Here is a 15,107-nt window from a genome sequence, read left to right as displayed (position 1 = left end):
GTGAGGAAGTGCCCGACGGTTGTTCTTGTGACTCGCGCAGCTCAGCCTCCTCGCTGACCATGACCCTAAATCGCTTGGCGAGGCCTGCCTACTGGTAAAAATGTCAGTCCTGCGCCAGCGGCTTCAAGCTCCGAAGCCGTCCAACTGAATGGCTTTAAAGTGGAGAAATAGATCTTCACTACCGCCTGCTGGCGTAAATCAGCCCGATGATTTCCGTGGCCGGTGATCGCTGGCTACCCGAATGAGACCGATCAGCACCTAGGTTCCAACTTACTCTGCGCCGAAGGTTACGACACTGTAGCCAAATTCGTGCTCTTGACGCCTGGTGTGCGTCTCGGGATCTTCCACCCTTACCCGGTCGTCGTCATGCACGATCAGCACATGGCTGTCGTCAAGTACCTCCACACCCTCGGGCTTGTGGTTGAAGGCCACCACAGCCCCTTCTTCAAGCCTGACAGGCTGAGGCTCACCAAGCTTAGAGCCTTCAAACGGCAACACCCACAAGAAGCCGCCAATCTCTTTCTGGCCGACCTCCTTACCGTCTCGCTCGTAACTGGTAACTGCGTAAAGGCGGTCTTGGTTGTAGCGGTCAAACTCGAGCCCAGAAAGCCCCAACTCAGGATACGCCCCTGCCTGCATACCCAGTTTTTCGACCAGTTGGTCAGGCGTCAGGCTCAAAACAATCTCAAATTGGTCGCCAAGCTGAACGCCCTGCTCATTGATGGAGCAAGAAATTGACAGCAATAAAAACGAGAATTTTGCTTGTTTGCTCTCTTTACCATGCTTACGAATACCTATCAGCAAACGGTCGCCAGGCGAAGTAGAAATCGCCTCAATCTGATAATAAGACGAGCCTACGGCTTCCCTAATTTTCGCCCGCAAATCTTGCGAGTTTGTCACCTGATTTCCCGTTGATACAGAGATGACCGTAGCATTTTTTGGTTCGCTCACTGGCCAGTAGAGCAACGTATTGAGGGCGTCATTGGAAGGATTGTTGAACGCAGTGATGGCGATGACATACTTCCCATCCAGCGTGGTTGTAAGGCCTTCAAACTTGTCTGCCTTGAGCAGCACCGTTCCCTCTAGATAGGAGGGCGTGCCGACGATACGATGATCATCAAGTGCCATTGTAAAAATTGCAGGACCGCCAGGCCTAGGCATTTTCTTGTCATTAGCAAGGATGAGATTTTCGCCGACTCGCGCCACACCCGAAACTTCACAGTTCACACCGTTACCGGCCGTGAAACAGGGGGCCAGATAATTCTGCACAGCTTTAGCAGGTACACCAACTGGAGCAGCGCTTGGGCTCTGCAGGTGAAGCATCAGGCCCGCGACTGCGAGTGATTTGACAAGTCTGTTCATAGGTCCCACTCCTTGTATGCGACATTCCGTGTGAAGGAACAACATACATAGAATTGGACCTATGAAAAACTGGCAATTTTGACAGGTAGTGGTTTTCCGGTCTTCACGGCGGCGACCTTGTATAGCGCGTTCAGCCGCGGATTGTTCTAATGGCAGCAATGCATCCTTTGACAATACGTTCCGCTTGATCATCTGAAATACTACTATTCATCGAAAGCCGAACCAACGCGGCAACAGATGGCGCCCGCCCCACACTGCATTCAAACGCTCTTGTACAAACGACTTCACTCTGGTACTGAAAAAATCTGGCAGCCTTGGTCCGGCGTCGTTATCTATAGGCTTCATCACACTCACCCAGCCCGTTGCCCTTGATCATTTGAATCCGCTTTCATCAAATTGACTACTGGCGAAAATATCAGGCAAAGATCTGATATTTTTTAGGCGGTACCTTGAGATGAAGCCAGACTGGCTTATATGGCCGAAACCGGTCGTTCGGCGGTCGGATAGCTAAATGGCCGAGGGAAATAGCCTGTGAGGGTGGGTTTCTGTCCAAGTCGATAGACCTGCTGTTTCGCGCCGTGCGAGCCAGCCGGTGCCTGCCGTTGGCAATGACGGAACTGGGGGGAAAAACCGCGCGTCATACCCTCATGCAGGGACACGGCATCACCGAACTCGGCTCATGACATCGACCGTGCACGTGGCAACGAGCCTTTAAAGCGGGTTAACCAGGAACTGTCAGGAGCGACACCATGCGCAAACGGATAACGGCGCAAAACCTGAAATGGACCTGCGGTTGGCTCGCTGTCGCGGGTCTGGCTCTGTGCTGGTGGCTACCGCTACCCTTACACCCCGCTGCCGATAGCGGCCCACCGTGGATCTATGGCAACCCCGAAGCACGCTTTACGGTCACGCTCTATACCAACCTTGAATGCCCCCATTGCCGGTTCTACCTGCCCCAACTGCAGCGCTGGATCGTCACCAACGATCACGTCAACCTGGCCTGGCCCGATCTGCCGTTGCCACAAAACGAGCCTGCATCCAGTCGCGAAGCGCGGCTGCTCGAATGCGTAGGCCAGCCCGAAGGCCCAGAGGGCCTGTGGGGGGCAGGTGTCTGGGTCTACCTGCACTCGCAAAGCAACGGCCAGGGGTTGGCCACCGTCAGCACCTCTTCCGGTGGGACGCCTGGCCTGCAACGCTGCCTGGCGGGTGAAGAGGTGGCTCAAACCGCGGCCCGCCAAAACACGGAAGCCTCGCAGAACGGATTGAACGCCACACCGACTCTGCGCCTGATCGACAATCACACCCAACACACCGTGATCCTGGAAAGCCCCATCGAACCCGATGCGCTGCTGTCCGCAGTGGACCTGTTGAGCGCACCCGAACTTTCCGAAATGCCTGCGGACATGATAAGCGATATGCCCAGGTAAGCCACGTTCGTTACGGCGCTCAGCAACGCGTCGCGGTCTTTGTACCTAAAATTCAGGGCTACCTGCCTACGGGCTGGACGCTGCGTGGCCTGATACAGACTGCCGCCCATCCCTACGCATCAAAACAGCGAAAACGGATAGTTGAGGACCAATCGGTTTTCATTGAAGCTTGTATGGGTGCCCCAACCCCGACGTAACGTCGAATTCCGCCATTTGATATTCAAGTCTTTGAGCGCGCCAGCCTGGAACACATAGGCCAGTTCGGTCTCCCGCCCCCACTCCTTGACACCGGTCTCTCCCCCAACATGAATACCGCTACCTTTGATATAGCGGTTCATAAGCACCAGGCCCGGAACGCCCAACGCCACAAAATTATAATCGTGGCGCACCTGCCAGGAACGCTCATTGGCATTTTCGTAGCTGGAGCTGAAGCTGTCGTTGGCCAATGAGCCACCTGAAGTGCCGTTGACTTTCATCCAGCCGTCCTGGCCGGAAACCTTCTGCAGGCCTATGTAAAAGGTGTTCGCACCGTGCATCGCGGAAAACAATCCAGACCAGGTCCGGTTGTCGAGACCACCCGCCAATGATCGCCCGTCATCCTTCCCCGTGAACCATTGGACGTTGGCAGCCAGTGTCCATGTGCCAATGGGCTGGCTGTGAGTGATCTGGATCATCTGCTGGCGGTAGATATCCTTCAACTCAGCGCCCCAACCACCGAGCAACGTCCGCTTGTCGTTGAACGTGTACTCACCACCCACAAAGTTGAACCGATCCGAAAAGACGCCCGGCTTCTGGGCAAGGAACATATCGTCCATGCTGGCATCGTTTCGTGGGCTGTTGGCTCGGAATTGGCCGCCATACAAAGTGAGATTTTCGATCTCTCGAGAAGTGACCTGCGCACCTCTGAATGTCTGCGGCAACGAACGCCCGTCATCGGAACGCAAGATCGGTAGTGTAGGCATCCATTCGCCGACCTTGAGCTCCGTAGCGGAGATCCTGACTTTGCCTGCAATGGCCAGCCGCCCATAATCATCTGCCGCTTGGCCATCGTCATGAATCGGCAGCAATTGGGTCCCCGGCGTGCCACGGCCACCGTCCAGTTTCACAGCGTAAAGACCCATGGCGTCCAGTCCAAAACCTACCAAGCCTTGGGTGAAGCCGGACTTGTAGTTCAAGATGAACGCCTGGCTCCACGCCTCGGCCTTACTTTGAGTCGCAGAGTCGCTGACATAGTTGCGGTTAATATAATAATTACGCAGGTTCAATCCTGCCGTTGAATCCTCTACAAACCCGGTTTCGACTGCCTGTGCGCTGATTGCAGTACTCAGCAGCGGCACGGCGATAAACACGTTTGCGTGACTGAAAATAGAGCCGGATGCGCGGATTTTCATTTTTATTTTTTCCACAACAGATAGTTAATTGAAACGCAGCCCTTCACGCCGAACATTCATTCAACGAGGTTTTAATTCTTGTTGTCGTTTGACGCATCACCCTTGAATAGCGTTTTTTTTCGCACGCACTGCAGCGCCGAGACGCTGGCTGAAAAAGAGCGCGCCCGCAGCGTGCTTATCTGCACGCGCGGCGCACCCAAAGGAGCAAAACGCGGAACGTTGTTTGCTTAGTGCAGCTCGGCAATTATCACCCGGCGCTGGAAGGGGTCTTGCAGCGGGTGTATTCCAGTTGATAAAGCGTCGTGGCAAGTTGCGGTTCAGGTTCGTCCAGCACGTTGCCAACGGCCTCGACCAGTTGCGCTCTGGCATGCCCGACATAGTCTGCGGCACAGCCTTCGATGATGATGATCCAGGATGGGATTTCAGTACCCTCCGATCGGGCCTTTTTCTCCGCAGTCTCAACCTTGCTGACGGCCTCATCGGCGGTGCAAAGGTGGATCCCCGTGATCCCCTGAGCATCGGCCAGTGGAGGCAGCACCTGATCACGCAACGCCTGGAGAACGTCTGCGTGGCGTTCGGCGGTTACATTGAAGCGCAGGGTGACCAGGTAGGCGCCATTTCCTACGCCGGCGGTGTAGTGCACGTCACAGATCGATCGAGCAACATTGCGATACGACTGCACGACTTTCTGTGTCCAGGGTGTCGGCGCATTGAGGCGAGCCAGGTAATCTGCCCCCCCTAACACCCCGACGGTATCGGCCTCGTACAGATTGAAATAGAGAGGCCCCGCATCGAGCGCGATGTATCGCCGTCCCCGCTGAAAACCAGGGATCGCCGCGCGCTCTGGCATGTGCTCACGGTTATGCCACTCGTAGAACTCATCCCGCGCCTCGGGCAAAAGATCATGCCAAATTGCGACTACGCCTGTTCCTGCAAAACTCATATCTTTTACTCCGGGGTCAATCAACGTTAGGGTAGCGACCGTCAACCCAGGCTGCGCCCATCTCCGAAACATAGGGAACTACAGTCTGGCACTGCTCGCCCAACCCCGTTCCACCTACACGCATGACGTCCCCGGCCTTGAGAAACACATGCGGCTTCTGGCCCAGGCCTACGCCGGGCGGTGTGCCGGTGATGATGACGTCACCCGGCAGCAGGGGCATGAAACGACTGAGGTAGGACACGATGTGAGCCACGCTGAAAATCATCGTCCGAGTGTTACCGTTCTGATAACGCTTGCCGTTCACTTCCAGCCAGAGGTCGAGGTTCTGCGGGTCGGCGATTTCATCACGAGTCACCAGCCAAGGGCCAAGTGGCGCGAAGGAAAAGCTGCTCTTGCCCTTTGTCCATTGCCCTTCGTACTCAAGCTGATAGGCGCGCTCGGAGACATCGTTTGCCAGGCAGTAACCGGCGATATGATCCAGCGCCTTGCTTTCCTCTACGTGCCAGGCAGGTGAACCAATCACGATGGCCAGTTCGACCTCCCAGTCGAGCTTCTTTGCATCACCCGGCAGGATCACAGGGTCATTTGCACCACTGATGGCCCCGGTGTGCTTGTTGAACACCACAGGTTGGCTCGGAATGGGCGTGTTGGTTTCGGCGGCGTGGTCAGAATAATTGAGGCCGATACAGATCAGGTTCGGCACGCTGCCCACGCACGGGCCCAAACGTGTCCCGGCCGGTACCAGTGGCAGGCGCTCAATGTCGATGCCTCGTAGTTTTTCGAGACTGGACGGTGCCAGCGCTGCGGCATCGATATCATCGACGATGCCAGAAAGATCCCTGACCTGTCCTCGAGCATCCAAAATCCCAGGCAGTTCTTGTCCTGGCAAACCGAAACGAACCAAGCGCATACGTTACTCCTCAAGCGTTGAAAAAAAGACAGACAGAGATCCTGCCTCGCCGAACTGGATGTCCAGCGGCTGGTGGGTGGGAACTTCGAGCAGCCCTGCATAGGACCCGGTGATAACGACCTGACCCGCTTGCAGATCGATGCCATGTGCAGAAAGAAAATTTGCCAGCCAGACAATCGGTGAGACGGGGTCTTGATCCGGGTGAGTGCCGGCAATGCTCACAGGCTCTACACCTGGATGACTCAGGGTTACATCGAGGTGAGTGGGCAAATTGTTCGCGTTCAGCGAAATGGCACGTGGCCCCAGCACTAACCCATGGTTGAACAACCCGTCAGCCAGCAACTGCTCGAACGGGACTTTCTGCGGATCGGTGTACCGACAGTCGATTACCTCAAGTGCCAGGTGTACCTGGCCGATGGCCCGCGCAATGTCATCGGCCGTGTACGGCGCCGCGCGGGCAGGAAGACTGGCGCCCAACACGCAAGCAAGCTCGGGTTCGATTCGCACTGTGGAAGTTGCGAAGCCCAGGGGGTATCGGTCGCAACTCACGATGCTATCGGTGTAGATGGGCGCGACTATCCACTTGCCAGGTTTGGGCAATGCGCATTTCCATCCGCCCACTTTTTTCCCGGCCAGCACACCGACATGCTGCTGTATCTGGAAGCCTTGCTCCAGGCTCAGTGACGCCTCATTGCAGGGCAGAGCATCTAGTCGATTACCCGTTTGGCGTGCTTTCGCGAGGTACGCGGCGGCTTGCATAAGGGTTGGTTCACGCGCATCAGCTGATTGACTGCACTGATCCATGAGCTTCACCCCTGCACGCTGGGTTGCCGAGGCCATACCGTCCCGAGCTTGTTCGCAGCATCCTCGAGCAGTGCATGCAATTCGTCATAGCGGTCTGGATGCATCCGTAACACCGGGCCGGCAATACTCATGGTCCCGACCACAACTCCCGACGGGATCATCTTCACCGGCACCGCGATAGCCCACACACCGGCCTCAGCCTCTTCCACAACGAGGCCATAACCTCGTGACCTGGTCGCCGCCAAATCGGAAAGCAAGCGTTCAACGGTATTGATAGCCTTAGGGCCTTTGCCTACACCCAGGTCTTTGCCCAGACCGTCGCGGATAGCAATTTCGACAGCTTGCTCGTCAGGCATGGATGCAAGCCAGGCTTTGCCGTTTGCAGTGGTGTACAGATTGATTGGCTGATCCATGGCTGGCGAGTACATCAACCCAGGTGCAGCGCCTTGAGCCGAGGCGAGCCAGGACAAACCGCCCTCGCAGACGACAGTCAGGCGTACCAGCTCATGGGATAAAGACGCTACGTTTTCGATAATCGGCTGCACAAGCTCCGGCAGCCCGATGCCGTTCAGGTAACGCTGCCCTAAAAGCGCCAGCTTGAGTGTCAGCCGGTATTGGGAGGTCGCCTCATCCTGCTCGGCCCAGCCTTGTTCTACCAACTGCGCAAGCACACGGTGGGCCGGCCCCTTTTCCATCCCCAGTTCACCTGCAATATCAGACATTCGCATCCAGCGGGCCTCACGAGCCAGCAGCTCGATAGCCTCAAGGCAGCGATCAACAGCACCTTTAACGACTCTCATGGAATTCTTCTCAGCTGGTTATGAGCAGCGCCAACCAAAATGTCACGCTGTTCTATTTGGAACACAGTTACAATAGTAAGCACCGTGTCCTCGTCAAGTCAACGCAAATGCACGCCTGCCATCAACACTGAACCGGGCTTGAGCTGCCAGCCTGTTGCAGGTCGACGACCGGGGCGTGAGACCTGCCAGCAGCCTTGACAAAGGCAATGCTCCGGAACAACATTACAAATGGAACGACGTTACAATAACAAAATCACGGTACCGGAGACACTTCATGAGCCATGGCATCCCGAGCGATCCACACTCCAAGCGTCAGTCGAGGAAGGCCGCCGCTAGCGGCTGGATCGGCTCGGCGTTGGAGTACTACGACTTTTTCATTTATGCCACTGCCGCAGCCTTGCTTTTCCCGCAGCTGTTTTTTCCAACGGACAATCCCACCGTCGGCATCATCGTTTCACTTGCCAGCTTCGGGGTTGGGTACATCGCACGACCTATAGGCGCGGTGGTGCTGGGGCACCTGGGTGACCGCCATGGGCGCAAGACAGTCCTGGTCTACTGCATGTTCTTGATGGGCTTTTCGACCATGTGCATTGGCTTGCTCCCGACCTACGACCAGATCGGCGTGTGGGCTCCCGCGATACTGATTACCTTGCGTCTGATCCAAGGGTTCGCGGTTGCCGGCGAGGTGTCTTGCGCAAGCTCCATGACCATGGAGCATGCACCTGACGGGCGCCGTGGTTACTTCGCCAGCTTTACCCTTCAAGGCGTGCAAGCCGGGCAACTGCTAGCGGCGGCGGTGTTCCTGCCACTGGCCCAATTCATGCCCGCAGATGCTTTTGCGTCCTGGGGCTGGCGAATTCCGTTCCTGCTGAGCGCTGTGGTGCTTGTGGTCGGCTGGATCATCCGCCGTGAAGTCCATGAGGCCCCGGTCTTCGCTGAGGCGCAAGCAGGGGACAAGCCTCGCAAATTGCCAGTGGTCGAAGTGCTCACCGAAAGCTGGAAGGATGTGTTGCGCGTCGTCTGCATGGCACTCTCTGCAGTCCTTGCAATCCTCGCCTCCGTGTTCGGCGCCACCTATGCAGTCCAGCCTGCTTACGGTATTGGCTTCCCCTCAGGCTTGTTCATGTGGATTCCTGTCCTGGGCAATTTGTGCGCGGTGATACTTATCCCATTCGTCGGTAGACTCTCTGACAGAATTGGGCGTCGCCCCCCAGTGATCGTGGGCGTGCTCTGCGGCGGCCTGTTGTCGTTTGGGTACCTCTATGCCATCAGCATCCACAATCTCTGGCTGTCTCTGATCCTGTCGCTTCTCATGTGGGGCGTGGCCTACCAAGGCTTCAATGGTGTTTTCCCAAGCATGTTCCCAGAGTTGTTCCGCACCCGGGTACGCGTCACCGGTATGGCTATCGGTCAAAACATCGGCGTGGCATGCACAGCGTTTCTGCCAGCGCTGTTCGTATCGGTTGCGCCGCCTGGCACCGAAAATATCCCGCTGAAAATTGGCGCCCTGACGTTTGGTATCTGTGCGATCTGCGCAATTGCGGCGTTCACGACCCGCGAAACGTTCCGTATTCGTCTGAGCGAACTTGGCGACCCCAACGCGGTGCCGATGTCGAAGGAGGAGTACGAACTGCTGCAGGAAAAGTCCAATCCCAGATCGAGCAGTAGCGCCCCCAATCAAGCGCTGAAAAATCAACTGCTGTGACGCACACCTGACAACCAGACCCATCACGCTCAACGTGTTGCGCAATTGCCCTGCGCAGCACGTTGAGCCCCAAGGCGATGAACGTGTGCGCCGCCAGCAAGCATCCAACCCGCGAGCTGGCAATTGCGTGCACTCGCCACCTACAGTAGGTTCACATGCATCCCCACATCACCGGCAAAACACGCATCTATGGACTGATAGGTGACCCGCTCAAGAGCGCCAGGTCGCCGATGCTGCTGAACAGGCTATTCGCCGAAGCACAGACTGACGCCGTGTGCATTCCATTGGAGGTCGGTACGCAGGCCCTGGCCGAGTTCGTCAAAGGCGCGCGCGCTTTGCGCAACCTAGACGGGCTTCTGGTCACCATGCCGCACAAGCAGACCATGCTTGAAGTCGTGGACATCCTTCACCCCTCCGCGCGCCAGGTAGGGGCAATAAATGTGGTTCGCTGCGATAAGGACGGTCGCTGGGAGGGCGCTGTGTTCGACGGGCTCGGCTGCGTACTGGGGATGCAGCGTCAGGGTGTTTCTGTGCTTGGGAAATCTGTCCTGCTGGTCGGAGCCGGTGGCTCGGGAAGGGCTATCGCTTTTGCCGTGGCCGCTGCTGGCGCCTACTCACTGACCATTTCTGATCTGGACCCGCACCGCGCCGCTGACCTGGCGCAAAGCGCTGGCAAAGAGGGTTCGTGCAATGTGCATGCAGGTCCACCAGACCCGGAAGGTCATGACATCGTTATCAATGCGACGCCTCTCGGCATGAACCCCGATGATCCGATGCCAGTAGAAGCAGAGCGTTTAACCCCCGCCATGGTGGTGGTCGACATCATCACTCGATCCGAGCCAACCGCGTTGTTACTGGCGGCACAAGCGCGCGGATGCAAAACCCTTGATGGCGAGCCCATGCATTTAGGACAGGCCTTGCTGGCACTTGATTTTCTGGGCTTCAAAAACATCGAGCGTCGCTACTCAACGGGACTTTAGTACCCCTCCTCCCCTCGGCAGCCAGCACGAGGGTTCTTCATTGCGTCAATCAAAACCTCCACGATGCGCATGCTCTCGGCCCGCTCACCTCCGTGATGCTGGCCGCCATGCCTTCCCAGCGCTTGGCACCCCAGTAGAACGTAACTTACTTCCGTTCGTAACAGGGTCATGCTAGCCTGCTGGCAACCTCTGCAGTGTCGCTTGCGCGCTATTCGTCGGTGGTCCGATCCGAAACCCCGTTAGCGTCGCCAAGTTTGTCAAACATACTTATTAATAAAGGGTGGATGTTTGAAAGTCGTTCTCCTGGAAGTCAGCCACTGGCACACCCCGCTCTATCTTGATGCTCTGGAGCGTCTGCCTGATGTAACGGTCACGGCGGTATCCGACGCAACGGGGTCGCGGGGGCCTGCTCTCGCCCAGCGTTTCGGAGCAAAACTTTACGATCACTGGGAAACCCTGCTGGAAAACGAGGAAGCTGATTTTGCCTTCGCCTTTGGCCCGCACGATGAGCTGCATGCCATGGGCGAGGCATTGATCGAGCAAAAGGTCCCCTTCGCGATGGAAAAGCCTTGCGGGCTAACCCAACACGAAGTGCTGGATCTTTACCAACGCACACAGGCCAGCGGCCTGTTCGTGGCGGTGCCGTTGATATGGAGGCACAGCGAGTTATTGAACCGCCTGAAACAGCAAGCCAGGCAGAGTGATGCCAAGTGGAGAACCCTGGCGTTTCGATTCAACGCTGGCCCGCCTGGACGCTACCTGACCAACAGTTGCTCCTGGATGCTTGAGCCGAAACGCTCGGGTGGCGGATGCACGATCAATCTCGCCCCTCATTTCGTCGATCTGGTTCAGGAAATTTCCGGCGAGGCGATTCGAAGCGTGTCAGCCGTGATTTATCGCGACCCGCTACTGACAGCCGTAGAGATCGGCTCGTTGATGACCCTGGTGACCGAGAGTGGGTGCATCTGCACTATCGAAACGGGGTACAATTATCCCGCCAATACGCCCGAGCAACGGGAGTATTCATTTTCAATGTCAACGGATCAGTTCTACGCACGCTCCACCGCAGATGGCATGCGGCTGGTGGACGCGTCCGGGCAGGCAAGTGACCTGCACATGAGCTTGAACTCTGACGTGTATTACGACAACTTCGTAATCGACATACTCGCGCCTGACCGTGATAGTGCTTATGCAGGTGCCGGGCTCGCCACCATGCACCGCGTCATGCGTATCATCGAGGCGGCCTATGAGTCAGATCGCCTGGGTGGTGTTCCCATCAAGGTCTAAAACGCTGGCACGAAATTAAGGATTAGAAAATTGTCACATATAGGCCGCTACTTCAATACTTTGGAACTGCTCCTTTCCCATCCAGGCGGCCTCGCCCTGTCTGACATCAGTGAACAGACTCAAGTGGCTATGGCCACAGCTCACCGTATATTGAGCGCCCTGCGGGAAAGAGGCTACGTTTACCAAGACGAGCAGGACCACTACTGCCTGACGCTTAAAATTCCCAGCATGGGCGTGAACTACATCAGTGAAACCGGCTTTGCCAGAATAATGCAACCTTTGCTCGACGAACTCGCCAGCGAAACCGGCGAGCATGTTCGCCTGGCGGAAGTTGCTGAGGATCATCTGAGTTGGGTGCTGCAGGCCACGAATAACACCAGGGGCCTTCAATACCGCCGCGCCCTGGACGAAAAAATCATCCCCCATACCACCGCGGCTGGTAAAGCATGGCTCTCCACCATGCCTGATGAGCGCGCCATGCGCATTCTCGCCGCCTGGGATATCGAGAAAAGCCGAGAGTACGCAGGGCCCAACGCTCGCGTTTCGATACGCGATATTTTCGATGACATCGCCCTGATCCGCAAAGAGGGGCATGCTGTAGTCAGAGAAGAAGGTGAAGTGGGTGTGTGCGTTGTGGCAGTGCCTGTATTCGATAAAACACGCCCGGCCAACTCAGCCCCGGTGGCAACCCTCAGCATCGCCGGCCCTATCGCCCGCATGCGAGAGGAAACCCTGAATGCTCATATCGAACATCTGAAACAGTCCGCCATCAAGGTTGGCGAGTGCTGGTCGCTGTGGACTTCGGTCAACGGTGAAAGCCCGCTACCTGCACGCTGACGCTCTGACTTGGACCTGGGCCCATTGCGGGCCTCAGGGCTACTGTGATGACGAGCGATTGAAACGCAATTACGGAATGTTCCAACCCTTCTCCCGCAGATCCTGCACACCTTTGTTCAGCTCGTACAAGGCGTTTTCTTCGCGGATGATTTCGAGCACGCAGTTTTCAATACCGCAGGTCGCCTGAACGGCCTCACCCAGTCCGACGAAATCCACGACTCCGGTGCCCACTGGATCATGGCCCCAAACATCCATGCCGGTGTCGGACACATGCACAAAGTCGATAGCGCTGCGATAGGTCAGCAGACTGGCTACCGGATCCTCACCTATGTAAGCAGCGTTGGCGATGTCATATACGACCCTGACGACATCATCATTGATAGTGGCAACAACCTCTGCCAGCTCCCCCATCGTAGGCGTGAAGCAATACGGGGTATTTTCCAGCAGCAAGCGAACACCCGCCTGTTTCGCAAGCGGCGTTAAAACCGCCAGGCTCTCGTACATCCAGTCATAAGTCTTTTCAAGCGGTGGAGAAATCATCGGGCGCCGGGTACCCGGGGATATCACCACCTCTTGGGTATCCCAAGCGACTGCCAGGTCAATCACTGCCTTGATGTGATCGATGCTCTTCTGACGCATATTGGCGGCGGGACTGGCCAGGTTGACGTCATAGCCGCCGGCATTGAGCGACCTGATCTTTGCGTCGTACTGACGCAGACGCACGCTTGCAGCAGAACGCTCTGCGATAGACATTTCCACCGGCCAGCAATGGGGCGAGCTTACGGGCACCTCGAACACGCGGTGTCCATGCTCTGACAACTGCGCAATTGCATCGATTGCCGTGGATGACCACAGATAAGAAAACGTGCTGATGATCATATCGAAACATCCTTTCAGTTGAGGACTCACCGAAGTGAAACGGGCCATTCATATTATGAATTTTGTATGGTGACCACTATCGCCTGCAGGAAGACGCGATGATGGATGCACCTGGAGAGCGACAGCCACTGCGCTGTCAAGGACATCCTGATGACGAAAAAAACGATAACGGAACTGGATTCCATTGTCAATTTGATTGCAAAGTACCTTCCAGTTTTGTAGTTTGAGCCTTCCACCTAAAACAAAATCTACGTGTGAGGGCAATTGAATGAGAGCTTTGGTGAGTGGCGGTAGCAGCGGCATCGGTGCTTCTACATGCCTGAGGATGGCGGAGGCTGCACTTGCCCGGGGCTCGCAGCCGAAAATTGCCGTGTGCGGGCAGACGTCAAACGCGACGCAGGACGACGTCGTTCGAACGATAGAGTCGATGGGTGGCATCGCGATCTCGCTGTCGGGTGATCTCGGCGACCCTGCAGTACCTGACCAACTTGTAGCAGCTGCAGTAGCCGAATTTGGGGGGCTTGACGCGCTTGTTGCGAATGCTGGCATCGCCAGCCCGGGCGCGATCTGTAGCTTGTCCATCAAGGATTGGGACGACATGTTCGCCGTGAATCTTCGCGGCGCCTGGCTGCTAGCCAAAGCGGCCTACCCGCACCTTCGCGAGAGCCGAGGCTCAGCGTGCTTCACCTCGTCGATGTCTGGCCAGCTTCCGCATGCCGGCTCTGGCGCCTACAGCCCCACCAAGGCAGCATTAACCATGTTGGCGCAAACGCTGGCGCTGGAGTGGGCACCTGATGGCATCCGAGTGAATGTCGTGTCGCCAGGTATGACGCATACACCCATGTCTGAAAAAATGTACGCAGACCCACAGATCAAGAGAGCACGGGAAGGGATTATTCCGCTGGGGAGAATTGGTGAGCCAATGGATATCGCGAACGTGATCGAGTTTCTCGTTAGCCCGCTAGCCGGCTTTGTTACCGGGCAGGATATTTGTGTCGATGGCGGCTTCTCCAAGTCGATACTTAGCCATATCCCGGGCCGACCAAGCTCGAAATCCTAGCCACGGCAGCAGATTGAGCTCCATGTTGAATGGATTCAGGCCAGACTCACAGCCTGGCGGGCTCAAAGGGCATTTTACGAATGCGGGGGCGCGGCTTTTAGCGAATGTGAGGATTCATGAGCAGCTCTCCCCGCAGAAACGAATTGGGCGATTTCAATTCTGGACTAGTTGCTGCCTTTGAAATGCCGGGATAACGCTGATTTTCGGTGAAGACTGCAGAAACGAAAAAAGGCCCCTAAGGGCCTTTTCGACGATATACCGATTCTGATTAAACCTGTATATCTTTATTTGGAGCGGGAAACGAGACGTGTACTAGGACAGTAAGTCGTTGTTTCCCAATCACTTTCTTCGTTGGGCTGGCCAGCGAAGACCTCAATTGTAGCCTTGTTTTTCGTCCTCGGCAACAAATTCGTCCAAAGAGTTCCACAGACGTCCAAAGAGCTGCACTCAGCACACCAGACCCACGATCGGTACATCGTCGTAGGCAACTCCCTCGAACTCATCATCCACGCCCGGTCGTCTGCCCCGCATCCATCACCGCGAAGACGATCAGGCAGATGGTTCTGGTGATGGCACAGCTCGGATGCCACCTAGGAACGCCTGCACCACAACTCACAGGCGACCTTCTGGTCAAGCTCCTTTGAAAGAACGCGCATGCTGGCCACCGCGTTTCCGCACACGATTCTTTGTCGATATATCAGGATGACGGGGCAAGCATGACA

Annotated in this window: 13 protein-coding genes and 1 pseudogene; 7 read left to right on the top strand and 7 right to left on the bottom strand. The window is 56.4% G+C overall.

Annotation, left to right across the window (positions count from 1 at the left end; all coding sequences use genetic code 11):
* Positions 1-270: 270 nt before the first annotated feature.
* Positions 271-1,362, bottom strand: a complete 1,092-nt coding sequence (locus J3A71_RS10695) for a hypothetical protein (protein WP_096426543.1) — start codon at positions 1,360-1,362, stop codon at positions 271-273.
* Between the two features lie 533 nt (positions 1,363-1,895).
* Here J3A71_RS10695 and J3A71_RS31735 point away from each other — a divergent pair.
* Positions 1,896-2,127, top strand: a pseudogene (locus tag J3A71_RS31735) (hypothetical protein); the annotation flags it as partial.
* Complete coding sequence (locus tag J3A71_RS10690) at positions 2,112-2,789, top strand: thioredoxin domain-containing protein (RefSeq protein WP_023047560.1); 678 nt, start codon at positions 2,112-2,114, stop codon at positions 2,787-2,789. The pseudogene J3A71_RS31735 and the gene J3A71_RS10690, both read left to right, overlap by 16 nt.
* A 119-nt stretch (positions 2,790-2,908) precedes the next feature.
* Here J3A71_RS10690 and J3A71_RS10685 read toward each other — a convergent pair whose 3' ends face one another.
* The 5 genes from J3A71_RS10685 to J3A71_RS10665 all read right to left on the bottom strand — a co-directional run bounded on the left by J3A71_RS10685 (position 2,909) and on the right by J3A71_RS10665 (position 7,637).
* A complete protein-coding gene (locus J3A71_RS10685; RefSeq protein WP_096426544.1) occupies positions 2,909-4,180 on the bottom strand; it encodes an OprD family porin in 1,272 nt (423 codons plus the stop codon).
* A gap of 247 nt (positions 4,181-4,427) precedes the next feature.
* Positions 4,428-5,123: a hypothetical protein gene (locus tag J3A71_RS10680; protein WP_016488184.1), complete on the bottom strand. Its 696-nt coding sequence runs from the start codon at positions 5,121-5,123 to the stop codon at positions 4,428-4,430.
* Between the two features lie 16 nt (positions 5,124-5,139).
* On the bottom strand, positions 5,140-6,033 hold the full coding sequence (locus tag J3A71_RS10675) for a fumarylacetoacetate hydrolase family protein (protein ID WP_060516994.1): 894 nt from the start codon (positions 6,031-6,033) through the stop codon (positions 5,140-5,142).
* A 3-nt stretch (positions 6,034-6,036) separates the two neighbouring features.
* Positions 6,037-6,837, bottom strand: a complete 801-nt coding sequence (locus J3A71_RS10670; protein ID WP_172455916.1) for a fumarylacetoacetate hydrolase family protein — start codon at positions 6,835-6,837, stop codon at positions 6,037-6,039.
* A 5-nt stretch (positions 6,838-6,842) separates the two neighbouring features.
* Complete coding sequence (locus J3A71_RS10665) at positions 6,843-7,637, bottom strand: IclR family transcriptional regulator (protein WP_016488187.1); 795 nt, start codon at positions 7,635-7,637, stop codon at positions 6,843-6,845.
* Between the two features lie 274 nt (positions 7,638-7,911).
* Between J3A71_RS10665 and J3A71_RS10660 the strand changes: the two genes are divergently transcribed.
* The 4 genes from J3A71_RS10660 to J3A71_RS10645 all read left to right on the top strand — a co-directional run bounded on the left by J3A71_RS10660 (position 7,912) and on the right by J3A71_RS10645 (position 12,446).
* Entirely contained in the window at positions 7,912-9,342 is a 1,431-nt protein-coding gene (locus J3A71_RS10660; protein WP_016488188.1) for an MFS transporter, read from the top strand.
* Between the two features lie 155 nt (positions 9,343-9,497).
* Complete coding sequence (locus J3A71_RS10655) at positions 9,498-10,322, top strand: shikimate dehydrogenase (RefSeq protein ID WP_024717563.1); 825 nt, start codon at positions 9,498-9,500, stop codon at positions 10,320-10,322.
* A gap of 288 nt (positions 10,323-10,610) precedes the next feature.
* Entirely contained in the window at positions 10,611-11,609 is a 999-nt protein-coding gene (locus J3A71_RS10650; RefSeq protein WP_096426545.1) for a Gfo/Idh/MocA family oxidoreductase, read from the top strand.
* Between the two features lie 30 nt (positions 11,610-11,639).
* Positions 11,640-12,446 carry an IclR family transcriptional regulator gene (locus tag J3A71_RS10645; RefSeq protein ID WP_082421987.1) on the top strand — a complete coding sequence of 269 codons (807 nt, stop codon included), beginning with the start codon at positions 11,640-11,642 and terminating at the stop codon, positions 12,444-12,446.
* A 69-nt stretch (positions 12,447-12,515) separates the two neighbouring features.
* Here J3A71_RS10645 and J3A71_RS10640 read toward each other — a convergent pair whose 3' ends face one another.
* Entirely contained in the window at positions 12,516-13,325 is an 810-nt protein-coding gene (locus J3A71_RS10640; protein WP_095115666.1) for a sugar phosphate isomerase/epimerase family protein, read from the bottom strand.
* 268 nt (positions 13,326-13,593) lie between these two features.
* Between J3A71_RS10640 and J3A71_RS10635 the strand changes: the two genes are divergently transcribed.
* Positions 13,594-14,385: an SDR family oxidoreductase gene (locus J3A71_RS10635; RefSeq protein ID WP_096426546.1), complete on the top strand. Its 792-nt coding sequence runs from the start codon at positions 13,594-13,596 to the stop codon at positions 14,383-14,385.
* Positions 14,386-15,107: the final 722 nt, after the last annotated feature.

It is taken from the genome of Pseudomonas sp. PvP089 (genome assembly GCF_017875165.1).
GTDB classification, from domain to species: Bacteria; Pseudomonadota; Gammaproteobacteria; order Pseudomonadales; family Pseudomonadaceae; genus Aquipseudomonas; species Aquipseudomonas fortuita.
The sequence above is the reverse complement of the archived record's forward strand: the minus strand, read 5'-3'. Positions and strand labels throughout refer to the sequence as shown.